The sequence below is a fragment of the Paenibacillus sp. OAS669 genome, from assembly GCF_014873645.1.
Taxonomy (GTDB): domain Bacteria; phylum Bacillota; class Bacilli; order Paenibacillales; family NBRC-103111; genus Paenibacillus_S; species Paenibacillus_S vulneris.
Genome location: NZ_JADBDR010000016.1, coordinates 144,848 through 161,364, shown reverse-complemented (window position 1 = coordinate 161,364; position 16,517 = coordinate 144,848). Strand labels below are relative to the sequence as shown.

The following is a 16,517-nucleotide window of genomic DNA, read 5'->3' as shown; positions in this document are numbered from 1 at the left end:
AGTAACCGTGCGCGTATTAGTCGTTGGCGGCGGAGGCCGTGAGCATGCGATTTGCTGGGCGTTGAAAAAAAGCCCTAAGGTACAGGAGCTCTATTGCGCTCCGGGCAACGGAGGCATTGCCGGTGTTGCGGAGTGCGTTCCTATTCAGGTGAACCAATTCGAGGAAATCGGCGAATTCGCTATCGATAATGCGATTGATCTTGTCGTCATTGGACCGGATGATCCGTTGTCCGAGGGCATTGTCGATCATCTGGAAGCGAAGAACATTCCGGTATTCGGTCCGCGCCAAAATGCGGCGATTCTGGAATCGAGCAAAGTATTTTCCAAGGATTTATTTAAAAAATATAACATTCCGACGGCGGCATACGAATCGTTCGACGATTATGAAGCAGCGCTGGCTTACCTGCGCAAGCAGACGATCCCTACGGTCATTAAAGCGGACGGCCTGGCTGCAGGGAAAGGCGTTATCGTTGCGCAATCGATGGAGGAGGCGGAAAAAGCGCTTCACGACATCATGGTCGCCAAAATCTTCGGCGATTCCGGTAATCGCGTGGTTATCGAGGAATTTTTGACCGGACAGGAAATGTCCATCCTCTCCTTCGTAGACGGTCATGTCGTACGTCCGATGGTGCCCGCGCAGGACCATAAAGCCGTATTCGATGACGATAAAGGACCGAACACGGGAGGCATGGGCACATATACGCCGCTGCCGCATATCCCCCAATCGGTTATCGACGAAGCGATAGAAACGATCATTAAGCCGACGGCCGCTGCTATGGTCAGCGAAGGACGTCCGTTCCGCGGCGTGCTGTTTGCCGGTCTTATGATCACTCCGCAAGGACCTAAGACGATCGAGTTCAACGCGCGCTTCGGTGATCCGGAGACGCAAGTCGTGCTGCCTCGCCTGAAAACGGATCTGCTGGATATTTTCCTTGCTGCCGTCAATGGCCATTTGGAGCAGATGGATATCCAATGGTCCGATGAAGCGGCTGTATGCGTTATTCTCGCCTCCGAGGGCTATCCGGGGCCTTACCCTAAAGGACTACCCATTGAGGGCTTGAACGACGTTCAAGAATCCATTGTATTCCATGCCGGAACTGCGTTAAAGGATGGTCAAATCGTAACCAACGGCGGACGTGTTATCGGGGTTACGGCGCTTGGCAAGGATATCGCCGAGGCTCGTGCCAAGGCTTATGCCGATGCGGACCGCATCCGGTTCCAAGGCAAGCATTACCGTACCGACATTGCCAAAAAAGCGCTTGTATAGCGCATGCCAACAATGCCTAGGGGATTTTCCTTAGGCATTGTTTTTTTACAGCTTCAGCCCCACTTTGTGGGGCTATTTTCCCCCGATAGTGCTGCAAACTTTTCATTGTCACCCGACTGTGCCGAGGAGTATAATTTTACCAATTATATCTTGTGGCTGAGGAGGAAGCAATATTGACAATCATAACGCGAACCAAGGATTATGAAACGATTGCTTTACTGAATGAACAGGTTCATCAAGTCCATGCGGAGCTCTGCCCGGAGCATTTCAAGCCTTATCACTATGAAGCGGTCCGCGACTTTTTTCAAAGTATCATAGAGAAGCCCCAATTTGTTTTCCTGCTTCTGGAGCATGATGGAAAGCCGCTCGGATACGCCTGGATAGAAGTGAAGCAGTATTTAGAAAACGCGTTTAGGAAAGCTTACCGTTCCGTATTCATTCATCAACTCAGCATCTCCAGCGGTCATAGAAATAACGGCCACGGTACCACTATGATGGATTACATCGGACAATTCGCGAGAGAGAACGGAATTCATAAGATAGAGCTGGACTATTGGGCCAGTAACGAGCATGCGGCTAAATTTTATGAGAAGAATGGTTTCCAGGTCTACCGGCAATTTGTTTTTAAAGATATCGCTCCCGGCTAGCAGCTCAGGGTGCAAGGTTTATTTTCTGCCGCTTCCCTTGATGACGATTTTGTCCCAATTTTTATAGACGAAGTACACGGCGACGGCAATTCCGATAAGAAGTACGGCAGACAGCGCGTAATGGTGGAAGAAATAAGCAAAGGCTTTCATGGCACATCCTCCCGTCTTTTTCTTCTTAAGGTCCCCCAATCAGCCTGGAAGATTCCCGTTAAAAAAAGTTCACGGGTCATTCATCATCTTTTACCCTAAAAACTGTTATACTAAAAGGATGGACAGGATTTTAGGAAGCGGGAGTGAACGTCATGGTCGTTATTAAAACAAAAGAAGAAATACAATACATGCATGAAGCGGGTAAAATTCTTGCAGCATGTCATAAGGAGATTGCCAAGATGATTCGCCCCGGCGTTTCGGGAATGGATATAGACCGTTTTGTAGAAAAGTTTTTGGCCGAGCACGGGGCTACCCCGGAGCAAAAAGGATACAGCGGATACCCGTATGCCACCTGCGCATCGGTCAACGATATTATTTGCCACGGGTTTCCTAACGAAAATCCGTTTCAGGACGGCGATATTGTCACCATTGATATGGTGGTGAATCTGAACGGCTGGCTGGCCGACTCCGCGTGGTCCTATCGGGTCGGCAATGTGTCGCCGGAGGCGGATAAGCTGCTTAAGGTGACGGAGGCCGCGCTGTACAAAGGCATTGAGCAGGCCATCGACGGAAATCGGATCGGGGATATTTCCCACGCGATTCAGGTATATGCCGAGTCCGAGGGACTATCGGTCGTACGTCAATTCGTCGGTCATGCAATCGGCCGTAAGATGCACGAGGAGCCTCAGGTGCCCCATTACGGACCGGCAGGGAAAGGGCCCCGCTTGAAGGAAGGCATGGTCATCACCATCGAGCCTATGCTGAACATCGGCGATTATAGAGCGAAAATCGACGCAGACGGATGGACGGCCCGAACGGTGGATGGAAGCTTGTCCGCACAATACGAGCATACCATTGCGATCACGGCGGAGGGACCCGTTATTCTCACCCAGCAATAATCAACGAATGGAAAAACAAACAGCTCCAAAGTCGCTGCAGGGCGGCCTTGGAGCTGTTTTTGGTTATCTAGTTGATTTATTTTGTTACCGGAACGGCATTCAAGTATTCTTCCAGTGTAATGCCCTTGGAAGCTATTTCTTTGGCAGCTTGCGTCCCTACGTAGCGAATATGCCAAGGCTCATATTGATAGCCTGTGATAGATTCCTTGCCTTTCAAATAACGGATGATGAAGCCGTATTCCGCTGAATGCTTGGCAAGCCATTCCGCTTCCTTCGTACCTCCGAAGCAATCCTGGGCCGCACATTTGCCGTCGCTGCCGGAGACATCGATTGCGAGCCCCGTCTCATGCTCGCTGTGTCCTGGCACGGCACTGTAGGTTTTGGCCTTTTCTTCGCCGTCATTTTTTACATAGTTATTAAATATGCTTTTTTGCGTCGCATTGGAGCGATACGCGGACACGCCTGCAAGAGAGATACCGTCTTTTTTGGCGCCGGCAAACAGCTTCTCCAGAGCGGCTGCCGCTTCCTTGCGCATTTTGCGTTTTTCGATTTTTTCCTTGAACGTGAACGGCACATCAGGGTAGACAAGATCGGACGGCTCGTACTTCTCCGGCAGGGCGAACTGCTTGTTTACCAGGACCATCGTGCTGTTAGGCTCGGCAACTACTTGATTGGCTCCGTTTTTGCCCGAATCCGGCGTTTTGGCGGTACTGTTCCCCGCAGGTGTTGTGGACGGAGTTGGAGACGCCGTTGCTGTTGATTGTCCCGGGGCAGGGCTTGGGGTTCCCGTGGCAGCGTTATCTGCAGGCTTCACGGGCGGATGGCTGTTAGACCCCTCACAGCCTGTGAATAGAGCAAGGGATGAGGCCAAAAGTAGTACGGTAAGCGTTGATTTGTTCATAACTTCCAAATTTCCTCCGTTAGTGGGTTTAACTAAGGGCGCTTCTATGAAAGAACGTCGATAGATGTATTTATCATCATACTATAGACTGGTGATTTCAATCAAAAGTTACATTCCGCGGGCAAAAAAATGGCCGGGCTATTGACTTGCTCTATGATTTGCTTAAAGCTATTAGTACGGACAAGGACTAGAAGGGAGATACCAACATGACGATCCACTATGGCGTCCTGAAATGCAAGGTGATCGGCCGAAGGCAGGGTACGCGGGAAAATCCGCATTACCAGCTGCATGCCGAAGCGGGAGGAACCCATTACCGGATTGCGATCAACGTGAAGTCGCAGCTGTCTCCCTCAGAGCTTCTCTATTACACGGACGAGCATTTTGAGCATGAGGTGACAAGCGACCTTCCGGGGCTTCCATATGGCTTCAACCGGCTGGACAGCAAACCTGGAGGGATGGCTCTCGATTACATTCGAGGCAATCTGTTTGACCGGCGCAGGATGGTTCCTCTGCCGTTCGAGGTACCGGGACACGATAATGATTTGAACGGCAAGCTGGATATGTATATGAAGCAAGCGATGGATTGCAGTGATGCGGTGCTCTATGCTTACGGCGATGTGTGGGGACCGGAGATGAAGCAGGCCGACAGCGTATTCGGATTTTTTCCCGGCAACGGCTTGCATGATATCCATATGAACCAGGGGAATCCGGGACTTCGCATGAAGGATAACGGGGTTTATCAGGATGGAGGGCTGCTGCTCCACTTTCCTTCCAATAACCGCTGGATAGCGATATTTTTGGCCTTTCAATCCCAATCCTGGCATACGGATGATGTGACGGGCAATCCAATAGATTTGAGACACCACCGAGCTGATCCCGCTCTAGAAAAAGGGCTGCTGCATACCGAGCATGCGATCTTTATCGTCGGGGCTTTGGTCAAGCCGTCCGTGCCGACGGCGTTCGAGTCGGTCACCTTGTTGAATGTTACGGACCGTACCCTGGAGCTAGCGGGGTGGTCCTTGGCCAATAAATTCAAGAAGAAATACCCGCTTGCAGGAAGCATTGAGCCAGGGCAGTTTCTTACCGTACCGATCACTCTGCCTGGATATTCCGATTTTCTGCGGCAGCGGGGTGATATCATTACTCTGCTGGATGCCAGAGGACTGAAGGTTCATGGGGTGTCCTATACGCGAAGCCAGGTACGCAGCGGGTGGACGCTTCGATTCTAAGCGGGCTGTGAAATAATAATCGGTCTGGAAACTATTGTGAGGCTTACGGCGTCTAAATCCATGAGGTGAGGACTGCGATGAAAAAATGGGCTCTTTTTATCTGTATCATGATGCTTGCAGCATGCTCCGGCCCTAACAAGGGCGGTAAGGCTCCGGAGCCCTCTTCAGTCAAGATTGAGCTTACCAACCCGTATCAGCTGGATTACTGGAAGCTGGCCTTACTGCCGACTCGCTCTTCTGAAACGTCTTGGCAGTACGCTATCGAGGTACAGTATACAGGGGACAGACCGACGAACAATGTCGTTATCGTGTACAGAGTGGATACGAAGGAGAAGATGTCGGGCAGTACGATCGGTCCCGATGCCAAGATGGTCGTCTCGAAGCTTGATCCTAATGAAAGAGTTACGATACAGGATCTGAATCTTCCGCTAAATACTCCTATCCAAGTAGGAGTAACCTGGATGAATGGTGGCACGATTATGAACGGATACGGCACTTTTACGATAACGGAAATCAAGGACGGCCAGTAAAATTTGAAGACATGAGGGTCGTCCTCAAGATTATTATGGCGGACTATAGACAGCGTATAGTTCGGCGGTACCAAACTAGATCAAACGATAACAAAACACAACTCTCCCTGCGATAAGTGCGGGGAGAGTTGTTTGATGTGCGCCAGTGATTAGCGCGCGGCAATGCTTATTGCTGATACACGTTCATGGGCTGCTGATAAGGGACTTCCTGGTAAATTCCGCCGATGGTTTGCATCGTTTGCTGAGGGGCCATAATGACCGGATACCAGCCGCGGGAGGCCATGAAGCTCCAAACCTCAAAGGCTTGATGGGAGCACATCCGGAAGGCGTCTTCGAGAAACGCCCGCAGCTGAGGTGTCGAGCATTCGAAGGCGGCCCAAGCATAGTCTCTTCCAGAGCGCTTCAACGTAAGCAGGTAGGAGGTAGCGATGGCTCGGTCATCGAGCTGCTGCAGCTTTACCTGCGGTGTAACCGGGTTAACCATCATGTGAGGAGCGGGAGCGCCCATTTGCATATGGAGCGGGGGAACATTCAGCTGGTCCCTGGACCCGGACGCTTGACTGGCGAACTCGACCTTCATGTTATAGTCCTGAATGTGGGCGGAATAATGTCTTGCGATCATATCTCTCAATTGAGGATCGCGTGCTTGATTTAGGAACAATGCCATACTGTTGATGGAATTGGTGCAGCTGAGCAGCAATTCGTTAAGCTCATAGGCTTCGTGTGCGCCTAATTGCATCGGTCGGGTCAACCCTCTCTGTGCATATTTTTGGAATACCCGTATATTCTTTCACTTCAACCCATTCCTATGCATGAAATGCAAAAAATCATTTCCTCATAAGACAATTGGCGGCAGGGGCCCCTTCCATCCTGATTCCAACATTTTAACGAAATAATACGCTAAGGGGTCCTTCGTGTTGGACAATCTTTACCGATATTGCTCCATTAGTTTGCCCAGCATTTCCCTCATAACATGGATCAGTTCGTCTGGCGCTTTTACCTTTGCATCCATACCCTATCCAATAAAAAATTGACCGAAAAATGGAAGGCTGGTTGTGGGGATTTGATCGTCCAGCCATCCTGTGCCGTCTTCTCTAACATGAATTTGCAATTTGTGTGCCGGCCACATTTCGGATTGGCATCTCTGCACCCCTGTTGCCGTAAGCTCAACATAAAGCTCCATTGCCGGACTTTCCTCTTCCATGTAAGACTCCCAGTTTCCTGTATGCACTTGCGTCAAATCGATCGCTTTCAGTTCGGAAAGTTCAACAGATCTAACCCGGTCACAGCGAAACAAGCGAATTTCTTGGCGGTGAAAGCAATAGGCCGGACAATACCAAAACCCATTGCTGGCATAAATTCCGATCGGCTGGACATCTCTTAACCGCTTATGCTGTTTCGATTCGTACTCCATGCGCACCACTTTTTGATCGATCGCAGCATCCAGCAATAAGCTCAAATAAGGCGTGCTTGCATGTCTCATCGGCGTAACCAGATCAAATCGTTTCCGCATCCGGTCGATACGGTCCCGAATATCTTCCGTCATATAAGAGTAAAACTTCCGCAACACGGAATCTGTTTCCGCCTTAAAAGGAAGATTCTCGTAGTGCCTCAATGCATGGCTGGAAAAGGGCAGCATTCTCTCGTTAAGCATCTTATATCCCCCATGCTGACCAACCTCCGAATAAAAAGGAACCCCCAGCGCGCTCAACTCCTGCATATCCCGCATAATCGTCCGCGTGGAAACTCCAAATTCATCGGCAAGCTCTTTGGCGTTGAAAGACTTCTTTTTGTTGATGATCATCATAATCTCGATCAGTCGTTTGGACTTTGCCATTATAAACTCCATTTCGTGTATTGCGACAAGTATTGTCACTATTGTGCGATATGACGCTAATCAAGTCCAAAACAACCAAAATTGGACAATTTCATTTAAAAGGAGATGTTGGAATGTCAATGCGCTCAACGTCGTTTATTATGCTGGATGGACAAGCTGCGGAAGCAATTCAGTTTTACCAGGAAGCGTTGAACTCGAAATTACTGTTCAAAACTACGTACGGGGAAGGCAAGGATGCCGATGGTTTACCTGAAGAGGTGAAAACCCGCATTTCCCATGCCGTGCTGCAAACCGGTGAAAATGATTTGATGGTCGCTGATATCTTTCCGGGGCAACCTTATGTAATCGGAGATCAGGTGAATATTTGCATTACAGCGACGCAGCAAAACGAGATTAAAGAAATGTTTACTAAATTGAGTGAAAAAGGGCAAGTGATATTCCCGCTGCAGGAAACTGAATTCAGTCCGTGCTTCGGAATAGTGAAAGATCGTTTTAACATTACGTTCCAGTTCTTCATGAATGATACAACGAGCAGTTGGAGCTGAAAATAAAAGGTTTTGACCGGGGAGGAATCCCCGGTTCTTTTATGAATAATTGATGATCCTGTATAATTTTACCGTGTAAGCTGCTGCGTGGGAACTACATTTTGTTCTTTCAGCAAAAGCTCGAAGCCAAAAACCGGATTGACGCAATCAGCATTGCAGAGAAAAACGGTTGGCTTTAGCTCAGTGCATTTTGGATAAAGAGGGTGCCGAAGCGCAGGAAATCAAAGGGAATCAATTTGTGAAAAATGGAGATAGAGTGAGCAGGAAGCAGTTATCTGGAGATCGCATGTAAAGTAAGCGTTGCCATCCTGGCCGTTGGTGTAATTTCATCGCACAAGTCTCCCAAGTGTTCTTTACAGTTAAGGGCAACTGGCGTAATATACAATTCATGATTTGAAAAAACAATGTTTCCAAATTCTGATCGCTTAATTTCCTTCTATAGGAAAGCGGGGGAACCAACACAGTGATATCCGTTCGGTGTGAGAGCCGTCCGCATATCGCTTGGGGTGAATCCGAAGGGTGCAAAGCTAGCTTGCGCCTGCCGGTAGGGCGACTCTCACCGCCCGAATCCGACAGCTAACCTCGTCAGCGTGGAACAGACTTCTAACTTCGCTATGCAGAAGTTCAAAGGGTCTATGGAGAGAGGATGATGAAGCTTGTGATCGCTATTAACGACCACAGGGCTTAAGCCTCTGTGGTCTTCTTGCGTTTTCTATTGAAAAACGATATGGAATGTTTCCATAAAACTTGATGAATATGACCTTGCAATGTATCGCTGAATCCTTAGTGCTAAGTAAGGAACGGGGGAACCAACGAGCTTACCGGCTCATGGGGTGAATCCTGAAATTTCAGGTAGGGCGACTCTCACGCCCGAATCCGGCAGCTAACCTCGTAAGCGTATCGAGAGAGGCAACGATGATCGTGTGCTTAGGTACAGCTATGGCTGTGCTTTAAGAAGCCGCGAGAAGAGTTCACCTCTTTTCGCAGGCTTCTTTTTTTGTGCCCTGATCCTGCTGCCTTCTCTTGAGAGATTAGGAGGAATGTGAAGATGAACGCCGCTCAAGAATTTATTCTTGTATCGGCGCCCAACAAAACCGGGGAAGGATTTATCCGGCTGCTGCTGTCCAAAGGCATTCCGTTCGCAGCAATTACGAACAGCCGGGCAGAGCAGGAGCGACTAGAGAGCTTGGGCGTAAAGCATACGATTTGGATCGATACGTCGGAATGCGAGTCATGGCTATTGCCTGACCTTCCGATCGGTAAAGTCTTTTTATTTGAAAGCTCCTTGAACTTGTGCTGCCGCTTCATTCAAATATGCAGGACCTGGACATCCAAAGAAATTTGCGTGGTGACGCATAATATGAATCCGCGGCTTGTCTATAAAGGTCTGGGAGCTGACCATGTCATTCATACTTCAAGCCATGATGTATCTTTCTTGATGAATTAATGCGGACGGAGGCATTCCTATGCAGGATGTATATATGGTAGTACTGCTGGCAGTAACGTACCTTTTGTTTTACGGCTTTTTGTCTTGGTGCAATCGGGTCGTTGAGGAGACAGGAGGCGAAAGATCATGATGGTTATCGCTGCCATCACCGTGCTTCTCTTCATTTATTTGGCTTATGCCCTGATTCATCCGGAAAAATTCTGAGCCTTTCATTCAGGAAAGCTCAGCAGACGAAGACAGCATTCATAGGAGGAAACGACAATGGGAATATTGCAAATCACCGTCGTGATTGTCATTCTAGTCCTGCTGGTCAAACCATTAGGGACCTATTTATATCACGTCTTTTCCAATGAAGGCAATCGTACGGATACCTGGTTTGCTCCTGTGGAGAAGGCAATCTATGCGGTAACAGGGCTGAAGAACCGCCAAGGGATGACCTGGAAGACGTATGCTCTAAGCTTCATCCTGACGAATATCGTCTTTGTGGCAATCGGCTATCTCATCCTTCGGGTTCAAAACGATTTGCCGCTGAACCCGAATGGTATTGATAATATGGAAGAAACGCTGTCGTTCAATACGGTCATCAGCTTTATGACCAACACGAATCTGCAGCATTACAGCGGGGAGTCGGGGTTATCCTACTTCTCGCAAATGGCTGTCATTACGATGATGATGTTCACCTCGGCGGCGACGGGGCTGTGCGCAGCTATTGCTTTTATACGCGGAATCACGAGCAAGGGAGAGACGATTGGAAACTTTTTTGAAGACTTTGTCAAAGCGCATATCCGGGTATTTTTCCCGCTCGCTATTGGGGTCACGATGGTGCTTGTAGCGCTTCATGTGCCGCAAACGCTGCAGCCGACCTTAAGCGTCAACACGTTGGAGGGAAGCCGGCAGCAAATCGCTATCGGGCCTGTAGCTTCGCTGGAATCCATCAAGCATCTGGGAACGAACGGAGGCGGCTTTTCCGGAGTCAACTCGGCTCATCCCTTTGAAAATCCGAGCGGTTTGACGAATGTGCTTGAAATTTTGTCAATGTGGTCTTTGGCGGCTGCCCTTCCGTACACGTACGGACGGTTTGCACGCAATCGGAAGCAGGGCTGGGTTCTATTCTCGGCGATGATGATTTTGTTCCTACTGTTTCTGTCACTCGTCTATACAGCGGAATCGGCGGGGAACCCGCTGATGAACAAGCTGGGAATCGACGCTTCGCAGGGCAGTATGGAGGGGAAAGAGGTCCGCTTCGGTATCGCGCAATCAGCGCTGTTTACAACGGTAACGACGGCGGCGACAACCGGCTCAGTCGATAATATGCACGATACGCTGACGCCGCTCGGCGGAATCACACCGCTCGCTCTGATGATGCTGAACTGCGTATTCGGCGGGAAAGGCGTAGGACTGATCAATATGCTGATGTATGCCATTCTTGCAGTATTTCTGGCCGGTTTGATGGTGGGACGTACACCGGAGTTTCTCGGCAAAAAGATCGAGCCGCGTGAAATGAAGCTGATTGCTATAGCGATTCTGGCGCATCCTTTCATTATTCTGATGCCCACGGCTCTTGCACTGGCAACGGAGTTAGGCAGGGCAGCTATATCAAATCCGGGCTATCACGGGATATCGCAGGTTTTGTATGAGTATACCTCCTCGGCCGCCAATAACGGGTCAGGATTTGAAGGCTTAGGCGATAATACGCCGTTCTGGAATATATCCACCGGTATCGTCATGCTGTTCGGTCGTTATATATCGATGATTGCCCTCTTGGGGGTGGCGGGTTCCCTTGTACGCAAGCAATGGGTACCCGAGACCATCGGCACGTTCAGAACGGATAACCGTTTGTTCGTAGGAATTCTGGTAGGTACGGTATTGATTATCGGGGCGTTGACGTTCCTGCCGGCCATCGTGCTGGGGCCTATCGCAGAACATGTAACGATTCGTTAAATAGGAGAGGCGAAACTGTATGAGCAAGATGAATGCAAACCAGCATCGGAAATCGATGCTCAATTCGGCGATCGTCATGAATGCCGTTAAAGATAGCTTCTTGAAGCTGAGTCCGGTTGTGATGATGAAAAATCCCGTCATGTTCGTTGTAGAAGCGGGCACCTTGGTCGTGCTGCTTATGACCGTGTTTCCTGGCTACTTTGGAACGGAGAACAGTGTAGGCTTCAATTTTACCGTATTCGTTATTTTATTATTCACCGTACTGTTTGCAAATTTCGCGGAAGCGCTGGCGGAGGGGAGAGGGAAGGCGCAAGCCGACTCTCTCAAAAAAACCAAGCAGGAAATTACGGCAAACAAAATCGTGAATAACGGCTCCGGTATCAAGGTGGTGCCTTCTACCCAGCTGCGCAAGGGGGACCTGGTCGTCGTGTCCCAAGGCGAAATGATTCCGGGTGACGGCGAGGTCATCGAAGGGCTGGCTTCGGTCGATGAATCGGCGATTACAGGGGAATCCGCTCCCGTCATCAAAGAAGCCGGCGGAGATTTCAGCTCCGTCACCGGCGGAACACGCGTCGTCAGCGACAAAATCAAAGTGCGGATTACGAGCGATCCCGGCGAATCGTTCATAGACCGGATGATATCGCTGGTCGAGGGCGCCCAGCGTCAGAAGACGCCTAATGAGCTGGCATTGAATACTTTGCTGACCAGCTTGACACTTATTTTTCTGATCGTTGTCGTGACCTTGGCACCTATCGCGGGCTATTTGGAGATTCGCCTGGAGATTCCGGTGTTAATCGCATTGCTCGTGTGTCTGATTCCGACAACGATCGGAGGCTTGCTGTCGGCCATAGGGATTGCCGGTATGGACCGGGTTACCCAATTCAATGTGTTGGCTATGTCGGGCAAAGCGGTAGAAGCAGCCGGGGACATCAATACGATGATCCTTGATAAAACAGGAACGATCACTTACGGGAACCGCATGGCAAGCGATATGCTGCCAATCGGGTCGGAACGTATAGAAGACTTGGCCGGATGGGCGGCTGTCAGCTCCATAAAGGATGAAACCCCCGAAGGCCGGTCCGTGCTGGAATGGATGAAGAAGCAGGGCCTAAGCTATGACGAAGCGCTTGGAGAAGGCGGCGAATTCATCGAATTCAAAGCGGAAACCCGAATGAGCGGTATCGATCTGGCGGATGGACGCAAGGTTCGCAAGGGGGCAGTCGATGCGGTGAAGCAGTGGGTCATCGCTCAAGGCGGCATCATCCCGGCGGATTTGGAGAGCAAGAGCAACGCCATTGCCTCGGAAGGGGGTACACCTCTGGCGGTGGCGGTAGATCAACGGCTGTACGGGCTGATTTATTTGAAGGATACTGTGAAGCCGGGCATGAAGGAGCGCTTTGAAGAACTGCGCAGGATGGGGATCAAGACCATCATGTGTACCGGGGATAATCCGCTGACGGCGGCGACCATTGCCCGTGAAGCGGGAGTGGATGATTTTATCGCCGAGAGCAAGCCGGAGGATAAAATAGCGGTGATCCGCCGGGAGCAGGCGGAAGGCAAGCTGGTCGCAATGACAGGCGACGGGACGAACGATGCCCCGGCGCTCGCCCAGGCGGACGTGGGCCTGGCGATGAACAGCGGAACGGTCGCGGCCAAGGAAGCGGCCAATATGGTTGATCTGGACTCCGATCCGTCTAAAATCATCGAAGTGGTTGCTATAGGGAAGCAGCTGCTCATGACCCGCGGTGCGCTGACCACGTTCAGCATTGCAAATGACGTAGCCAAATATTTCGCTATTATCCCTGCCATGTTCACCTTAGCTATTCCGCAAATGGAGGCTTTGAACATTATGCGGCTCGGTTCCCCGATGTCGGCTATCCTATCGGCATTGCTATTTAACGCCATCATTATTCCGCTGCTGATCCCGCTTGCTATGAAGGGAGTGGCTTATAAGCCCATGACCGCATCCAAGCTGCTTAGCAGAAACATCGTGGTGTACGGACTAGGCGGGGTAATCGTACCGTTCATTGGGATCAAGCTCATCGATTTGATCGTGAATGTATGGATGTAGAGATAGAGGAAGGGGCGCTCTTGTCCACGGACCGGGCCCCGGATCAGAGAGGAATGAGAATGTATGAAACCTTCGACTTCAGCTACAGCTTCAGCGGCGCATCCAAGCGTCGGAACGGTTTCCTTCTTTACCGTGCTTCGGATTGCCGTCGTTTTTATCGTTCTGTGCGGGATTGTATATCCTCTGGTATGCACGGGTCTGGCTCAAGTGTTGATGCCGGGCAAAGCCAATGGCAGTCTGGTGAGCAATGCCTCGGGACAGATTGTAGGCTCCGAGCTCATCGGACAAAGCTTTACCGATCCGAAATGGTTCCAGGGACGGGTATCGAGTATCGATTACAAGGCGGAAGCTTCGGGAACAAACAACTATGCCCCGTCCAACCCTGAGCTGATCAAGCGCACTCAAGCTTCCATCGAGGAGTGGAAGGCGAACAACCCCGATGTTCCGATCAGCAAGCTGCCTATTGATTTGATTACGAACTCGGCATCCGGTCTCGATCCGCACATCAGCCCGGAATCGGCTCAAGCGCAGGTTCCCCGAATCAGCAAGCTGACGGGCATCCCGCAGGAGCAGCTGAGCAAGCTGGTGGATGCTCATATAGAAGGAAGAGACTTGGGATTGTTCGGTGAGCCGAGAGTGAACGTGCTTAAGCTCAACATCGACTTGGAGGCATTGACCCATAAATGATGCTTCATTGAAGTCCAGAAGCTCAGCAGGGAGGCGCCGAGATGGAGACCTTTAGAGGAAAGACGCCCGAGGAAATCTTATTATCCATATCCAGGCTTCACCGCGGGCGGCTAAAGGTCTACATCGGCGCGGTCAGTGGCTCGGGAAAGACGTATCACATGCTGCGCGAAGGACATGCGCACAAGCAGCAGGGCATCGATGTCGTTATCTGCGCCGTGTCTACGATGCAAAGACCGGACACCGTGGAGCAGATCGGCGATCTCGAGCGCATTCCCAGCATTCATTGGCTCAAGGACGGCGTGGAGAAGAAGGATTTGAATCTAGAGCAGCTGATTGAACGCAATCCCGAGCTTGTTCTGGTTGACGGCCTGGCTCACCGCAACCGCAAGGATGCCCGGTTTCCCACGCGACTAGAAGATATCAAATATTTGCTAAGCCACGGCATTAGCGTCATTACGACTATTAATGTTTACGAGCTGGAAGGAGTCACCGACCTGGTAAAGCGGAGGACCGGTATGGAGGTCAGGGAAACCGTCCCTTCCGATACGCTGGAGCTGGCGGATGAGGTCGTCCTGATCGACGTAACGCCCGAAACGATGTTAGCCCGTGCCGCCGAAGGCAACTTAAGGTTCCCAGGCGACGCCGATGTCTATCAACGCGGCAATCTCGCCGTCCTTCGCGAGCTGTCGCTCCGTCTTGTGGCGGAGGGAGTGAACGAATCACTCGAAAAATATAGGGAGGAAATGGGGCTGCTCGGCCCATCGGGTGCGGGGGAGCGCATCCTGGTATCGGCGCAATACCATTGGAACGGCTCGATCCATGTCCGTAGAGGCCAGCAGATCGCCAAGCGGCTGAACGGGGATCTTCATGTCGTTACGTTTGTGAGTAATAAGAAGCAGCTGGGCAGAGAGGAGGCCGCCTTCAAGCGGTCTATCATGAAGCTGGTCGAAAAGGTCGGAGGCAGCTTCGAGGAGCTGCCGCTCTGCTCGCGAAGAGCGCTGCCCGGCATGCTGGTGCAGTATGCGGTAGAGCATAATATAACCCGAATCGTGATGGGCCATTCCAAGCAGACGCGCTGGCAGGAGCTTTGGCAAGGCTCTATCGTTCACGATATGCTTCAACAAACGAGAAACATAGACATCTTCATCGTAGCCGACAGAGCGGAGCACGAAGGAGAACGTATTCTTCCCGCCAAGCGCAAGAAGCCGGCCGAGGATCCCTACAGGAGGCTTAGCTCGCAGGAGGTTGAGCGAAGAATCGAGCAGATCAGGCGCGGCCGGTTCAAGGTATACGTTGGAGCAGCCCCAGGTGTAGGCAAGACGTATACGATGCTGCGTGAGGGCAACGATCTGCTGCGCAAAGGGGCGGAAGTGCGCATCGGTTTGCTGGAGACCCATGGCCGGAAGGAAACGCTGGCGCAGGTCGGGCAGCTGGAGACCATACGGCGCAAGGTGATCGATTACCGCGGCGCCCAGCTGGAGGAAATGGATACGGAGGAGATCCTTCGGCTTAAGCCGGAAATTGTGCTCGTCGACGAGCTGGCCCATACGAATGTCCCCGGCAGCAGGAATAAAAAACGCTACGAGGACGTCATGGAAATATTGGATGCAGGCATCTCTGTCATTTCCACGGTGAACGTGCAGCATCTGGAAAGCCTTAACGATGCCGTTATGCAGATCACGGGGGTCCGGGTCCGTGAAACGGTGCCGGATCACATTCTGTGGCTGGCTGATGAAGTGCAGCTTATTGATGTGGCGCCCGAATCCCTCCGGAGGCGAATGAAGGACGGCCAAATTTATGCCATGGACAAAGTAGATCAAGCACTGGGGAATTTCTTTAAAACAGGGAATTTAATTGCTTTGCGTGAGCTGGCGCTGCGGGAGATTGCCGATGACGTAGACGAACGGCTCGAATCCCGGGAGCGCAAAGGGGCCTTAAGAGGACCATGGCGCAGGCAGGAGGTTATCTTCGTATGCGTCAATACCTCACCGCATGCGGAGAGGCTGATCCGCAGAGGATTTCGCATCGCGCACCGGCTTAAGGCCATATGGATAGTGACTTTTGTACAGCCGAATGACAGACCGGTTACTCCAGAGCTATCGGAAAGGCTCGATGCCATTGGGCAGCTGACGGAAAGACTCGGAGGAAAGTTTCACATTTTATCAGCCTCAAGCCGACATCAGATCGTGGATGTGTTGGCTGCTAAAGCCAATGAGGTTAAGACAACACAGATGATTATTGGGCAATCCAGACGAACGCTATGGCAGGAATGGTGGCATCAATCTTTGGTGAAGAGGCTGCTTCGCTCCTCTCGCCATATGGATGTGCTTGTCGTTGCCGACTTTGACCCGAAATTTCAAGTTTAA

General features: G+C 51.0%; 15 protein-coding genes, 1 pseudogene and 2 riboswitches. Of the genes and pseudogenes, 12 read left to right on the top strand and 4 right to left on the bottom strand.

Going from position 1 to position 16,517, the window contains the following annotated elements; translation table 11 throughout:
• Nucleotides 1-7 precede the first annotated feature (7 nt).
• Nucleotides 8-1,267 (top strand): phosphoribosylamine--glycine ligase, encoded by a 1,260-nt coding sequence (purD, locus tag GGC63_RS27975; protein ID WP_192705103.1) that lies wholly within the window; start codon nucleotides 8-10, stop codon nucleotides 1,265-1,267.
• Between the two features lie 173 nt (nucleotides 1,268-1,440).
• Nucleotides 1,441-1,914 (top strand): GNAT family N-acetyltransferase, encoded by a 474-nt coding sequence (locus GGC63_RS27970; protein ID WP_192705102.1) that lies wholly within the window; start codon nucleotides 1,441-1,443, stop codon nucleotides 1,912-1,914.
• Nucleotides 1,915-1,932: 18 nt separating this feature from the next.
• Here the strand turns inward: GGC63_RS27970 and GGC63_RS34995 are convergent, their stop codons facing one another.
• Nucleotides 1,933-2,064, bottom strand: a complete 132-nt coding sequence (locus GGC63_RS34995; RefSeq protein ID WP_264082123.1) for a hypothetical protein — start codon at nucleotides 2,062-2,064, stop codon at nucleotides 1,933-1,935.
• Between the two features lie 152 nt (nucleotides 2,065-2,216).
• Between GGC63_RS34995 and map the strand changes: the two genes are divergently transcribed.
• Nucleotides 2,217-2,963 (top strand): type I methionyl aminopeptidase, encoded by a 747-nt coding sequence (gene map, locus GGC63_RS27965; protein WP_192705101.1) that lies wholly within the window; start codon nucleotides 2,217-2,219, stop codon nucleotides 2,961-2,963.
• Between the two features lie 76 nt (nucleotides 2,964-3,039).
• Here map and GGC63_RS27960 read toward each other — a convergent pair whose 3' ends face one another.
• A complete protein-coding gene (locus GGC63_RS27960; protein WP_192705100.1) occupies nucleotides 3,040-3,864 on the bottom strand; it encodes a D-alanyl-D-alanine carboxypeptidase family protein in 825 nt (274 codons plus the stop codon).
• A gap of 206 nt (nucleotides 3,865-4,070) precedes the next feature.
• On the opposite strand from GGC63_RS27960, the pseudogene GGC63_RS34690 reads away from it, so the two are divergent.
• Together GGC63_RS34690 and GGC63_RS27950 are read left to right on the top strand one after the other, a co-directional pair.
• Nucleotides 4,071-4,697, top strand: a pseudogene (locus tag GGC63_RS34690) (DUF2278 family protein); the annotation flags it as partial.
• Nucleotides 4,698-5,170: 473 nt separating this feature from the next.
• Nucleotides 5,171-5,623 (top strand): hypothetical protein, encoded by a 453-nt coding sequence (locus tag GGC63_RS27950; protein WP_192705098.1) that lies wholly within the window; start codon nucleotides 5,171-5,173, stop codon nucleotides 5,621-5,623.
• 166 nt (nucleotides 5,624-5,789) lie between these two features.
• Here the strand turns inward: GGC63_RS27950 and GGC63_RS27945 are convergent, their stop codons facing one another.
• Nucleotides 5,790-6,362, bottom strand: a complete 573-nt coding sequence (locus GGC63_RS27945) for a spore coat protein (protein ID WP_079914037.1) — start codon at nucleotides 6,360-6,362, stop codon at nucleotides 5,790-5,792.
• Between the two features lie 276 nt (nucleotides 6,363-6,638).
• The gene (locus GGC63_RS27940; RefSeq protein ID WP_318781136.1) at nucleotides 6,639-7,460 is read right to left on the bottom strand and encodes a YafY family protein; all 822 of its coding nucleotides are present in this window, start codon (nucleotides 7,458-7,460) and stop codon (nucleotides 6,639-6,641) included.
• 113 nt (nucleotides 7,461-7,573) lie between these two features.
• Here GGC63_RS27940 and GGC63_RS27935 point away from each other — a divergent pair, with 113 nt between their 5' ends.
• The 7 genes from GGC63_RS27935 (at nucleotide 7,574) to GGC63_RS27905 (ending at nucleotide 16,517) form a co-directional block, all read left to right on the top strand.
• Nucleotides 7,574-8,005, top strand: coding sequence for a VOC family protein (locus GGC63_RS27935; RefSeq protein WP_192705097.1), 432 nt, complete (start codon nucleotides 7,574-7,576; stop codon nucleotides 8,003-8,005).
• 412 nt (nucleotides 8,006-8,417) lie between these two features.
• Nucleotides 8,418-8,611: riboswitch (cyclic di-AMP (ydaO/yuaA leader) on the top strand.
• Between the two features lie 157 nt (nucleotides 8,612-8,768).
• Nucleotides 8,769-8,919, top strand: a riboswitch (cyclic di-AMP (ydaO/yuaA leader).
• Nucleotides 8,920-9,053: 134 nt separating this feature from the next.
• Nucleotides 9,054-9,452 carry a hypothetical protein gene (locus GGC63_RS27930; RefSeq protein WP_192705096.1) on the top strand — a complete coding sequence of 133 codons (399 nt, stop codon included), beginning with the start codon at nucleotides 9,054-9,056 and terminating at the stop codon, nucleotides 9,450-9,452.
• 126 nt (nucleotides 9,453-9,578) lie between these two features.
• The gene (gene kdpF / locus GGC63_RS35435) at nucleotides 9,579-9,656 is read left to right on the top strand and encodes a K(+)-transporting ATPase subunit F (RefSeq protein WP_079914173.1); all 78 of its coding nucleotides are present in this window, start codon (nucleotides 9,579-9,581) and stop codon (nucleotides 9,654-9,656) included.
• 57 nt (nucleotides 9,657-9,713) lie between these two features.
• A complete protein-coding gene (gene kdpA / locus GGC63_RS27920; RefSeq protein ID WP_192705095.1) occupies nucleotides 9,714-11,393 on the top strand; it encodes a potassium-transporting ATPase subunit KdpA in 1,680 nt (559 codons plus the stop codon).
• A gap of 28 nt (nucleotides 11,394-11,421) precedes the next feature.
• Nucleotides 11,422-13,464, top strand: a complete 2,043-nt coding sequence (gene kdpB, locus GGC63_RS27915) for a potassium-transporting ATPase subunit KdpB (RefSeq protein ID WP_192705135.1) — start codon at nucleotides 11,422-11,424, stop codon at nucleotides 13,462-13,464.
• Between the two features lie 63 nt (nucleotides 13,465-13,527).
• Nucleotides 13,528-14,151 (top strand): potassium-transporting ATPase subunit KdpC, encoded by a 624-nt coding sequence (gene kdpC, locus GGC63_RS27910; RefSeq protein ID WP_192705094.1) that lies wholly within the window; start codon nucleotides 13,528-13,530, stop codon nucleotides 14,149-14,151.
• A 41-nt stretch (nucleotides 14,152-14,192) separates the two neighbouring features.
• Complete coding sequence (locus GGC63_RS27905) at nucleotides 14,193-16,517, top strand: histidine kinase (protein ID WP_192705093.1); 2,325 nt, start codon at nucleotides 14,193-14,195, stop codon at nucleotides 16,515-16,517.